This window comes from Serratia sp. 121840015-1, from assembly GCF_053627655.1.
Genome location: NZ_JBSEYF010000013.1, coordinates 26,486 through 36,799, shown reverse-complemented (window position 1 = coordinate 36,799; position 10,314 = coordinate 26,486). Strand labels below are relative to the sequence as shown.

Sequence of the window (10,314 nt, the reverse complement as noted above, 5' to 3'; positions counted from 1 at the left end):
TGGGGTCTCCCCATGCGAGAGTAGGACACTGCCAGGCATCAAACAAAGCCGAAAGCCCTGAACTGACGTTCAGGGCTTTTTGCTATGCGTAAAATAAATATCCTGACTGTATCTATTACTTTAAAAAATACCTTTTTGGCATATGTAGCTTAGTCTTATAAGGAAGCATAATGTTTTTTGTCGGGGAAATAGCCAGATCAATATATAATTGATAGCTTCAGATTATTATTTAAATAATAAAAATGCCTATTTATTAATATGTTGATGAGAATTATCCGGTTATATCAAAGATAAATCTTAATTCTTCAGTGTATTATTCGATAAATTTCACGTTAATTAAAACAAATATTAGCCAGACGCCTCGAATCGAGTAGACTAGGCGAAAGATTATTTCCGTATAGGTACTGAACGTTATGTCTACTGAAAGCGCGTCTTTAAAAAACCACAATACGTTTGCGCTCCCGGTCAACGCAGCGCACCTGATCATAGCCGATAGAATTGAGCAGATGCTCAAGGTTTGGCAACAAACGCGCAAGCGTCAGGAGCCGCTGCTGATTCTCGGTGAAGGTAGCAACGTGCTGTTCCTGGAGGATTTTTCGGGCACGGTCATGGTCAATCAGCTAAAGGGTATCGACGTCCGGGAAGATAACGATGCCTGGCATCTCCACGTCAGCTCCGGTGAGAATTGGCATGATCTGGTGCAATATACGCTGCAGGCCGGGATCTGCGGTCTGGAGAACCTGGCGTTGATTCCTGGATTGGCCGGCTCCGCGCCTATTCAGAACATCGGTGCCTACGGCGTCGAATTGAAAGACGTTTGCGAGTATGTCGACCTGCTGGATTTCTCTACCGGCGCTATCGATCGCATTCCGGCTGCCGAGTGTGCTTTCGGCTACCGGGAAAGTATTTTCAAACACCGTTTCCAAACCGGGCATGTCATTGTCGGGCTGGGTTTGCGCCTCAACAAACAGTGGCAACCCAAATTGAGCTACGGCGATCTGGCTAAGCTGGATCCCGCTACGGTGACGCCGCTTCAGGTATTTGAATCCGTATGCGCCATGCGCCGCAGCAAGCTGCCCGATCCGCGTGAAACCGGCAATGCCGGCAGCTTCTTCAAGAATCCGCTGGTGAACGCAGAGAAAGCCGCAGAACTCATCGCCAAATATCCTGGCATACCGCATTATCCGCAGCAGGATGGCCAGGTGAAGCTGGCCGCCGGCTGGCTTATCGACCAATGCGAGCTGAAAGGATATCGTCTCGGTGGTGCTGCGGTACACCGCCAGCAGGCGCTGGTGCTAGTGAACATCGACAACGCCCACAGCCAGGATGTGGTGGCGTTGGCGCGCCATGTACGCAAGACGGTGGCCGATAAATTTGGCGTCTGGCTGGAGCCTGAGGTGCGTTTTATTGGCGCGACCGGTGAGCTGAATGCCGTGGCGGTGCTGTCATGAAAGATACCAAGGTTCCGTTAAAACTGATCGCGCTGCTGGCCGACGGCGAATTCCATTCCGGGGAACACCTCGGTGAGTCACTCGGCATGAGCCGTGCTGCGATCAATAAGCATATTCAAACCATTCGCGAGTGGGGGCTGGATGTTTTTACCGTGCCTGGCAAAGGTTACAGCCTGCCTGGTGCCATCCAGCTGTTGGAAGCCGAGCGTATCCTCAGCCTGCTGGAAGACAAGCGTGTAAGCGTGTTGCCGGTGGTCGATTCCACCAACCAATACTTGCTGGACCGCATCGCCGAATTGCACTCCGGTGACGCCTGCGTCGCTGAATACCAACAGGCGGGGCGTGGGCGCCGCGGGCGGCAGTGGATCTCGCCATTCGGCGCTAATTTATACCTGTCGATGTTCTGGCGCTTGGAGCAAGGCCCGGCGGCGGCAATGGGGCTTAGCCTGGTGATCGGGATGGTGATGGCGGAAGTTCTGCAGCGTCTCGGTGCGGCAGACGTGCGCGTTAAGTGGCCTAACGATCTTTATCTGAACGATCGTAAACTGGCGGGGATCCTGGTCGAACTGACGGGAAAAACCGGCGATGCGGCTCAACTGGTCATCGGTGCCGGCATTAACCTGGCGATGCGGGATACCAACGCCAGCGCCATTACCCAGGGCTGGATTAACCTGCAGGAAGCGGGAATTCAGATCGATCGCAATGAGCTGGCTGCAACCCTGCTCAATGAGCTGCGTCAGTCGTTGAAACAGTTTGAGATAGACGGACTGGCGCCATTTATCGGTCGCTGGCGTACCCTGGATAACTTTATCGACAGACCGGTCAAGCTCCTGATTGGCGAGCGGCAGATTGTGGGCATCGCCCGAGGTATCGATTCGCAGGGGGCGCTACTACTGGAACAAGACGGAGAGATAAAACCCTTCATCGGCGGGGAGATATCACTGCGCAGTGCGGAATAGTTAGAGAAAGGGGGACGGCAACGTCCCCTGAATCGATCGGTAGGCTTACTTTCTTAAACGCACGCTTTCAACGGCGTGGTTAGCGCTTTTGGTCATGATCAGGCTGGCTCTCTCGCGCGTAGGCAGTATATTCTGCTGCAAATTCAATCCGTTAATTTCATTCCACAATTGCGTGGCGATATTAATCGCTTCCGGTTCCGGCAATTTTGAATAGTGATGGAAATAAGAATCGGGATTGGAAAATGCGCCCTGACGGAATTTCAGGAAGCGATTGATATACCAGCTTTGCAATAGCGTCTCCGGGGCATCAACATATATAGAGAAGTCGACAAAATCGGAAACGAATACGCGATGCGGATCGTGAGGGTAATCCATACCGCTTTGCAATACGTTAAGCCCTTCCAGGATCAGAATATCCGGCTGCTCGATGACTTTATTGCCCTCGGGCACAACGTCATAGATCAAATGGGAATAAACCGGGGCGGTGACGCGTTTGGCGCCGGATTTCACTTCCGACACGAATTTCACCAGGCTATGCATATCGTAAGACTGCGGGAAGCCTTTTTTCTTCATCAGGCCGCGTTCGTTCAGCACCTTATTTGGATGCAAGAAACCGTCGGTCGTGATCAGCTCAACGCTGCGGTGTTCCGGCCAGCGGCTCAGCAGTGCCTGCAACAAGCGCGCTGTTGTGCTCTTACCGACGGCTACGCTGCCGGCGATGCCGATGACATAGGGAATTTTTTGCCCGTCGGTGCCGAGGAATTGCTCCAGTACCGCCTGCCGCCGCAGGTTGGAGCTGATATAGAAGTTCAACAGTCGTGACAGCGGCAGATAAATCTGCGCAACTTCTTCCAACGAGAGATCTTCGTTAATCCCTTTCAGTTTAACGATCTCTTCTTCCGACAACGTCAGCGGCACCGAATCTCTCAACGCAGCCCATTGGGTACGATCGAACTGTAGGTAGGGCGTTGCTAAAGATTGATCTCTTTTTATCATAAGCCAAATTCTGCCTGTTAACGCAGGTTGGGAAAGGCGCCGGACGCCAGCTCCAGAGAATAAACAAGCTGCATATTATAGACAGCTTCGTTTTTGGCGTAGACTTTTTTCGCAAAAGTTGTCGATAGGCAGCAGTTTATGTCAATTGTGCGAAGCGGCGCGCAGTTGATAAAGCGGGGTTGCAAGGCGGTATCATCGGGGCCGGATACCGCCTGAAGGCTAGCTGGCGATGGCGCGCGAAGGTTGGTTCACGGCGAACAGGCGTTTGTAATAAATAACGGTTGGATGGTAATGCCCATCGGGCCCTGCCGCATAATCCGGTAGCTCGCCCAAACAGCGATAACCCAGGCTGCGATAAAGCGCTTCTGCTGCCGAACCGGCCTGCGTATCCAGGTACAATAGCCCGCGCTGCTGTTGCAGTGCCGCGTGCTCCAGTGACTTCATCAGCGCCTGACCTACGCCGTTTCGGCGAGCGCGGCTATGCACCAACAGCTTCACTACCTCCGCACGATTACGGCCGTTCGGCTTCTGGCAGAGCTCGAGTTGCACGGTGCCAACGACGCCGCGCTCGTCACGGGCAATCCACAGCAGCAGTTCACCTTTGGCCAAGGCCGGCCGCAGACTGTGGAAGTAGCTTTCGGCGTCTTCGTGAGGGATTAAGGTGTCGTAACCGACAGAAGCGCCGTGCGTGACGGCATCGGTCAACAGGCGGGCCAATTCATCGCGGTAAATCGGCAGCGTAGCGGCGTTGATAGGCACTATTTTCATCGGTCATTCCTCCTGGGATGGGGGTAATGAAGAGAAGCAATAAATGAGCCACAGCGGCGAAAGGCATGGCGACGGCAAAAGGGCGAGGGATCAGTGTAGCCCACGCCGCAGTTCGGGGCAGGTATCCCCTTTTTGGTGCATCGATCCCGCTCACAGTTTACCTGCGCGGGTTAAGTGTTTTGAGAAGCCCGACACGGAGAAAGCGGCGCTCAAGGCTTGCAAAAAGTGGATAAAATTGTAGAGAATGATTGCCACGAGTGATGAATGTTTGCACGCCGCAGGCTGCGAATTGCATGACAGCATGCAAAATTGACTGATTTATGAGCGAAAGTGCGCGTAAAGCAATTTTTTTGTTGCATAGGTCGCCCGCTCTACCTAGAATGCGCTGCACTTGATGCCGGCTTAGCTCAGTAGGTAGAGCAACTGACTTGTAATCAGTAGGTCACCAGTTCGATTCCGGTAGCCGGCACCATTCAAGTCACAAGTAGTTAAAATCTGGTGGGGTTCCCGAGCGGCCAAAGGGAGCAGACTGTAAATCTGCCGTCACAGACTTCGAAGGTTCGAATCCTTCCCCCACCACCAAATCTTGCCTTCGGCGATTAACTGAGATGCGATAAATACCGCAACGGTTGATGGCGGGAGGAGAGGGCGAAAGCCTTCGGCAAGGTTCGAGCTGTGCAGCGCAAGGCGCAGCCGGCCCGAAGGATGCGAGCCGAGTGATGAACAATCCTGCTCCATCCCAAAATTCTACAGAAAAATCAGGTAGCCGAGTTCCAGGATGCGGGCATCGTATAATGGCTATTACCTCAGCCTTCCAAGCTGATGATGTGGGTTCGATTCCCACTGCCCGCTCCAAGATGTGCTGATATAGCTCAGTTGGTAGAGCGCACCCTTGGTAAGGGTGAGGTCGGCAGTTCGAATCTGCCTATCAGCACCACTTCTTAATTTCTCGCCCCCTGATTTTCTTTCTGTTCTGGATTCAACGAGCAAATGCTTGGTTGATGTGGTGATACCACCGATTTATCCGTGTCTTAGAGGGACAATCGATGTCTAAAGAAAAGTTTGAACGTACAAAACCGCACGTTAACGTCGGTACTATCGGCCACGTTGACCACGGTAAAACTACCCTGACTGCAGCGATCACTACCGTACTGGCTAAAACCTACGGCGGTTCTGCACGTGCTTTCGACCAGATCGATAACGCGCCAGAAGAAAAAGCTCGTGGTATCACCATCAACACCTCTCACGTTGAGTATGACACCCCGACTCGTCACTACGCGCACGTTGACTGCCCAGGGCACGCCGACTACGTGAAAAACATGATCACCGGTGCTGCTCAGATGGACGGCGCGATCCTGGTAGTAGCAGCGACTGACGGCCCAATGCCTCAGACCCGTGAGCACATCCTGCTGGGTCGTCAGGTTGGCGTTCCTTTCATCATCGTATTCATGAACAAATGCGACATGGTTGATGATGAAGAGCTGCTGGAACTGGTAGAAATGGAAGTTCGCGAACTGCTGTCCGCGTACGACTTCCCAGGCGACGACCTGCCAGTAATCCGCGGTTCCGCGCTGAAAGCGCTGGAAGGCGAAGCTGAGTGGGAAGCGAAAATCATCGAACTGGCTGAAGCACTGGACAGCTACATCCCAGAGCCAGAGCGTGCGATCGACAAGCCGTTCCTGCTGCCAATCGAAGACGTATTCTCCATCTCCGGTCGTGGTACCGTTGTTACCGGTCGTGTTGAGCGCGGTATCATCAAAGTTGGCGAAGAAGTTGAAATCGTTGGTATCAAAGACACCGTTAAGTCTACCTGTACTGGCGTTGAAATGTTCCGCAAACTGCTGGACGAAGGCCGTGCTGGTGAGAACGTAGGTGTTCTGCTGCGTGGTATCAAGCGCGAAGAAATCGAACGTGGTCAGGTACTGGCTAAGCCAGGCTCTATCAAGCCACACACCCAGTTCGAATCTGAAGTGTACATCCTGAGCAAAGATGAAGGTGGTCGTCACACGCCATTCTTCAAAGGCTACCGTCCACAGTTCTACTTCCGTACCACTGACGTGACCGGCACCATCGAACTGCCAGAAGGCGTAGAGATGGTAATGCCAGGCGACAACGTGAACATGGTTGTCACCCTGATTCACCCAATCGCGATGGACGACGGTCTGCGTTTCGCAATCCGTGAAGGCGGCCGTACCGTTGGCGCTGGTGTTGTTGCTAAAGTTATCGCTTAATCGCTGATAAAGTTTGACGCGACACGCGGTAAAAGGGCATCATTTGATGCCCTTTTTCTACGCTGTGAACTAGAACCTATCTCATCAGCGATTTTGCAGTCATAATCATTGGTGAGATGGGCTCTTAAACCGTATTGACTGAAATACGTCATAGCGTAAAACACCGGGATAGCGCTGAAGCGGTATCCGATCGGTTTGGTTTGCCTCGCAATGCGAGGCAAAGTTGTTTGTTCTGAATCATCATTGTGACAGGTTGGTTTATGAGTGCGAATACCGAGGCTCAAGGGAGCGGACGCGGCCTGGAAGCGGCAAAGTGGCTGATCGTCGCCGTTCTGTTGGTTGTGGCTATTGTCGGTAACTATTACTACCGTGATTTAAGCCTGCCATTGCGCGCGCTGGCAGTTGTGCTGATCATCGCCGTTGCAGGTGCAGTGGCTCTGATGACCACCAAAGGCAAAGCCACCGTTGCGTTTGCCCGCGAAGCGCGTACCGAAGTACGTAAAGTGATTTGGCCAACTCGTCAGGAAACGCTACACACCACGTTGATCGTTGCCGCGGTAACCGCCGTGATGTCACTGATTCTGTGGGGGCTGGATGGTATTCTGGTCCGTCTGGTGTCGTTTATTACTGGCCTGAGGTTCTAAAATGTCTGAAGCTCCAAAAAAACGTTGGTACGTCGTTCAGGCGTTTTCCGGTTTTGAAGGTCGCGTAGCACAATCGCTGCGTGAACACATCAAACTGCACGATATGGAAGAGCTGTTCGGCGAAGTGATGGTGCCTACGGAGGAAGTGGTTGAAATCCGTGGCGGCCAGCGTCGCAAGAGCGAGCGTAAGTTCTTCCCTGGCTATGTGCTGGTACAGATGGTGATGAATGACGCCAGCTGGCACCTGGTGCGCAGCGTACCGCGCGTCATGGGGTTCATCGGCGGTACGTCTGACCGTCCTGCGCCAATCAGCGATAAAGAAGTTGATGCGATCATGAACCGCCTGCAGCAGGTTGGTGACAAGCCGCGTCCGAAAACGCTGTTCGAACCGGGCGAGCTGGTGCGCGTCAACGACGGCCCGTTTGCCGATTTCAACGGTGTGGTCGAAGAAGTCGATTACGAGAAGAGCCGCCTGAAAGTTTCCGTTTCCATCTTTGGCCGTGCAACGCCGGTGGAACTGGACTTCAGCCAGGTTGAGAAAGGCTGATCGAATAATCAGCAATGAGTGGCGCGTTGCCGCTTGTCAAAGGCGCGAAATTGAACTACAATTTCGCGCCTTTTGTTTTTAGATGCCTTGCCTGATGCATGTTGGGCGGGGTGAAACACGGGGAGCCTCTTACGAGGCGATACTACCCAAACCGAGGAAATTTAAATGGCTAAGAAAGTACAAGCCTACGTCAAGCTGCAAGTTGCAGCTGGTATGGCGAACCCGAGCCCACCAGTGGGTCCAGCTCTGGGTCAGCAGGGCGTTAACATCATGGAATTCTGTAAGGCATTCAACGCTAAGACTGACAGCGTTGAAAAAGGTCTGCCGATTCCGGTTGTTATCACCGTTTATTCTGATCGCTCCTTCACTTTCGTTACCAAAACCCCGCCAGCAGCAGTTCTGCTGAAAAAAGCGGCTGGTATCAAGTCTGGTTCCGGTAAGCCGAACAAAGACAAAGTAGGTAAAGTGACCCGTGCTCAGGTACGTGAAATCGCAGAAACCAAAGCTGCGGACATGACTGGTTCTGACGTTGAAGCGATGACTCGCTCCATCGAAGGTACCGCTCGTTCCATGGGCCTGGTAGTGGAGGATTAAGAGATGGCTAAGCTGACCAAGCGCATGCGCGTGATCCGTGACAAAGTTGATGCTACTAAACAGTATGACATCACTGAAGCTGTTGCTCTGCTGAAAGAGCTGGCCACCGCTAAATTCGTAGAAAGCGTTGACGTTGCCGTTAACCTCGGCATCGACGCTCGTAAATCTGACCAAAACGTTCGTGGCGCTACCGTTCTGCCACACGGCACCGGTCGTTCCGTTCGCGTTGCCGTATTTGCCCAAGGCGCTAACGCTGAAGCAGCGAAAGCTGCCGGCGCAGAGCTGGTAGGTATGGACGATCTGGCTGACCAGATCAAGAAAGGCGAAATGAACTTCGACGTTGTTATTGCTTCCCCGGATGCAATGCGCGTTGTTGGTCAACTGGGCCAGATCCTGGGTCCACGCGGCCTGATGCCAAACCCGAAAGTGGGTACCGTTACTCCGAACGTTGCTGAAGCAGTGAAAAACGCTAAAGCAGGTCAGGTTCGCTACCGTAACGACAAAAACGGCATCATCCATACCACTATCGGTAAGGTTGATTTCGACGCAGACAAACTGAAAGAAAACCTGGAAGCCCTGCTGGTTGCGCTGAAAAAAGCAAAACCTTCTCAGGCGAAAGGCATGTACATCAAGAAAGTTAGCCTCTCCACCACCATGGGTGCTGGCGTTGCTATCGATCAGAGCGGTCTGTCTGCTGCAGCGAACTAATCGCATTTGCGATTATCGCTTTGACTTGGGGCCAAGATTTGTCTAGAATCTTATGCCCCAAGGTTTTGCTATTGGCTATGCCGTAGGCAAAACAAAGATTTTTCGGTTGGAGCCTGGCCTATCCAGGCCTCCGTCCAAGACCGCAGGTGTATCGCAAGATACTTAATCCTTCCTGCGTAGACGGTGACAGAGCCTAAGAAAATTTTTCTTTTTTATAAAAGAATGTCTTTGCTGGATTCTGCTCACCGTGTTAAGCCGCTCGGCGTGGCGTTTTACAAAGCGCCGAGTGAAGTGAGTTCCGGGGGATTTTCCCCGGCTAATCCAGGAGCAAAAAGCTAATGGCATTAAATCTTCAAGACAAACAAGCGATTGTTGCTGAAGTCAGCGAAGTAGCCAAAGGCGCGCTGTCTGCGGTTGTTGCGGATTCCCGCGGCGTTACCGTAGATAAAATGACTGAACTGCGTAAAGCAGGTCGTGAAGCTGGCGTTTACATGCGTGTTGTTCGCAACACCCTGATGCGTCGCGTAGTTGAAGGCACTCCATTCGAATGCCTGAAAGACACGTTTGTCGGTCCTACCTTGATTGCATTCTCTCACGAACACCCGGGCGCTGCTGCTCGTCTGTTCAAAGAGTTCGCGAAAGCGAATGCAAAATTCGAGGTTAAAGCTGCGGCCTTTGAAGGTGAGCTGATCCCAGCGGCGCAAATCGACCGCCTGGCGACGCTGCCAACTTACGAAGAAGCGATCGCACGCCTGATGGCAACCATGAAAGAAGCCGCTGCCGGCAAACTGGTTCGCACTCTGGCTGCAGTACGCGATCAGAAAGAAGCGGCGTAAGCCACTCTTTCTTAGCCTTTGCTAACGTATTTAAACTATTTCTGAATTTTAGGAACAATTGTTATGTCTATCACTAAAGACCAAATCCTGGAAGCAGTTGCCGCTATGTCCGTAATGGACGTTGTTGAACTGGTTTCCGCTATGGAAGAAAAATTCGGCGTTTCTGCTGCTGCTGCTGTAGCTGTTGCTGCTGGCCCAGCTGAAGCTGCTGAAGAGAAAACTGAATTCGACGTTATCCTGAAAGCTGCAGGCGCTAACAAAGTTGCTGTTATCAAAGCAGTACGTGGCGCTACCGGCCTGGGTCTGAAAGAAGCTAAAGACCTGGTTGAATCTGCTCCAGCCGCTCTGAAAGAAGGCGTGAGCAAAGATGACGCAGAAGCTCTGAAAAAATCTCTGGAAGAAGCTGGCGCAGAAGTTGAAGTTAAATAAGCCAACCTTTCCGGTTGCAGCCTAGTCTTTTAGGCTGATGGCTGGTGACTTTTTAGTCACCAGCCTTTTTGCGCTGTAGGGCGCCAGTAGCGTTTCACACTGTTTGGCTGCTGGTTTCGCCTCCCAATGTTTGTTTCTATTGACGACTTAA

The 10,314-nt window shown here is 52.4% G+C and carries 11 protein-coding genes, 4 tRNA genes and 1 other RNA gene; 14 read left to right on the top strand and 2 right to left on the bottom strand.

All coding sequences use genetic code 11. The features are described from left to right. Positions 1–413: 413 nt before the first annotated feature. Together murB and birA are read left to right on the top strand one after the other, a co-directional pair. Positions 414–1,451, top strand: coding sequence for a UDP-N-acetylmuramate dehydrogenase (murB, locus tag ACUXAC_RS26345; protein ID WP_060441477.1), 1,038 nt, complete (start codon positions 414–416; stop codon positions 1,449–1,451). Continuing rightward, positions 1,448–2,410, top strand: a complete 963-nt coding sequence (gene birA, locus ACUXAC_RS26340) for a bifunctional biotin--[acetyl-CoA-carboxylase] ligase/biotin operon repressor BirA (RefSeq protein ID WP_033636716.1) — start codon at positions 1,448–1,450, stop codon at positions 2,408–2,410. Before murB ends, birA begins: the two co-directional genes overlap by 4 nt. A 45-nt stretch (positions 2,411–2,455) precedes the next feature. Here the strand turns inward: birA and coaA are convergent, their stop codons facing one another. Further along, positions 2,456–3,406, bottom strand: a complete 951-nt coding sequence (gene coaA / locus ACUXAC_RS26335) for a type I pantothenate kinase (RefSeq protein ID WP_033636718.1) — start codon at positions 3,404–3,406, stop codon at positions 2,456–2,458. Positions 3,407–3,625: 219 nt separating this feature from the next. Beyond that, positions 3,626–4,174: a GNAT family N-acetyltransferase gene (locus ACUXAC_RS26330; RefSeq protein ID WP_060441478.1), complete on the bottom strand. Its 549-nt coding sequence runs from the start codon at positions 4,172–4,174 to the stop codon at positions 3,626–3,628. Positions 4,175–4,570: 396 nt separating this feature from the next. Here ACUXAC_RS26330 and ACUXAC_RS26325 point away from each other — a divergent pair. The 12 genes from ACUXAC_RS26325 (at position 4,571) to rplL (ending at position 10,163) form a co-directional block, all read left to right on the top strand. After that, positions 4,571–4,646 (top strand) — tRNA-Thr (locus ACUXAC_RS26325). 25 nt (positions 4,647–4,671) lie between these two features. Beyond that, positions 4,672–4,756, top strand: a tRNA-Tyr gene (locus ACUXAC_RS26320). Positions 4,757–4,802: 46 nt separating this feature from the next. Beyond that, a non-coding RNA gene (locus ACUXAC_RS26315) (RtT sRNA) lies at positions 4,803–4,918 on the top strand. Positions 4,919–4,954: 36 nt separating this feature from the next. Next, positions 4,955–5,029 (top strand) — tRNA-Gly (locus ACUXAC_RS26310). A 6-nt stretch (positions 5,030–5,035) separates the two neighbouring features. Next, a tRNA-Thr gene (locus tag ACUXAC_RS26305) sits at positions 5,036–5,111 on the top strand. A 109-nt stretch (positions 5,112–5,220) separates the two neighbouring features. Beyond that, positions 5,221–6,405: an elongation factor Tu gene (tuf, locus tag ACUXAC_RS26300; RefSeq protein WP_015376315.1), complete on the top strand. Its 1,185-nt coding sequence runs from the start codon at positions 5,221–5,223 to the stop codon at positions 6,403–6,405. Between the two features lie 260 nt (positions 6,406–6,665). Further along, a complete protein-coding gene (gene secE / locus ACUXAC_RS26295) occupies positions 6,666–7,049 on the top strand; it encodes a preprotein translocase subunit SecE (RefSeq protein WP_004929916.1) in 384 nt (127 codons plus the stop codon). 1 nt (position 7,050) lies between these two features. Beyond that, a complete protein-coding gene (nusG, locus tag ACUXAC_RS26290; protein WP_004929914.1) occupies positions 7,051–7,596 on the top strand; it encodes a transcription termination/antitermination protein NusG in 546 nt (181 codons plus the stop codon). Between the two features lie 165 nt (positions 7,597–7,761). After that, complete coding sequence (gene rplK, locus ACUXAC_RS26285) at positions 7,762–8,190, top strand: 50S ribosomal protein L11 (RefSeq protein ID WP_015376316.1); 429 nt, start codon at positions 7,762–7,764, stop codon at positions 8,188–8,190. Between the two features lie 3 nt (positions 8,191–8,193). Beyond that, complete coding sequence (gene rplA, locus ACUXAC_RS26280; protein WP_019456443.1) at positions 8,194–8,898, top strand: 50S ribosomal protein L1; 705 nt, start codon at positions 8,194–8,196, stop codon at positions 8,896–8,898. A gap of 338 nt (positions 8,899–9,236) precedes the next feature. After that, a complete protein-coding gene (rplJ, locus tag ACUXAC_RS26275; RefSeq protein WP_004929905.1) occupies positions 9,237–9,734 on the top strand; it encodes a 50S ribosomal protein L10 in 498 nt (165 codons plus the stop codon). Positions 9,735–9,797: 63 nt separating this feature from the next. Next, the gene (gene rplL / locus ACUXAC_RS26270) at positions 9,798–10,163 is read left to right on the top strand and encodes a 50S ribosomal protein L7/L12 (RefSeq protein ID WP_004929903.1); all 366 of its coding nucleotides are present in this window, start codon (positions 9,798–9,800) and stop codon (positions 10,161–10,163) included. Positions 10,164–10,314: the final 151 nt, after the last annotated feature.

Excerpts from the sequence above, each read along its gene's own strand:
- murB (WP_060441477.1), top strand. The coding sequence starts at position 414 with ATGTCTACTGAAAGCGCGTCTTTAAAAAACCACAATACGTTTGCGCTC.
- birA (WP_033636716.1), top strand. The coding sequence starts at position 1,448 with ATGAAAGATACCAAGGTTCCGTTAAAACTGATCGCGCTGCTGGCCGAC.
- coaA (WP_033636718.1), bottom strand. The coding sequence starts at position 3,406 with ATGATAAAAAGAGATCAATCTTTAGCAACGCCCTACCTACAGTTCGAT.
- ACUXAC_RS26330 (WP_060441478.1), bottom strand. The coding sequence starts at position 4,174 with ATGAAAATAGTGCCTATCAACGCCGCTACGCTGCCGATTTACCGCGAT.
- tuf (WP_015376315.1), top strand. The coding sequence starts at position 5,221 with ATGTCTAAAGAAAAGTTTGAACGTACAAAACCGCACGTTAACGTCGGT.
- secE (WP_004929916.1), top strand. The coding sequence starts at position 6,666 with ATGAGTGCGAATACCGAGGCTCAAGGGAGCGGACGCGGCCTGGAAGCG.
- nusG (WP_004929914.1), top strand. The coding sequence starts at position 7,051 with ATGTCTGAAGCTCCAAAAAAACGTTGGTACGTCGTTCAGGCGTTTTCC.
- rplK (WP_015376316.1), top strand. The coding sequence starts at position 7,762 with ATGGCTAAGAAAGTACAAGCCTACGTCAAGCTGCAAGTTGCAGCTGGT.
- rplA (WP_019456443.1), top strand. The coding sequence starts at position 8,194 with ATGGCTAAGCTGACCAAGCGCATGCGCGTGATCCGTGACAAAGTTGAT.
- rplJ (WP_004929905.1), top strand. The coding sequence starts at position 9,237 with ATGGCATTAAATCTTCAAGACAAACAAGCGATTGTTGCTGAAGTCAGC.
- rplL (WP_004929903.1), top strand. The coding sequence starts at position 9,798 with ATGTCTATCACTAAAGACCAAATCCTGGAAGCAGTTGCCGCTATGTCC.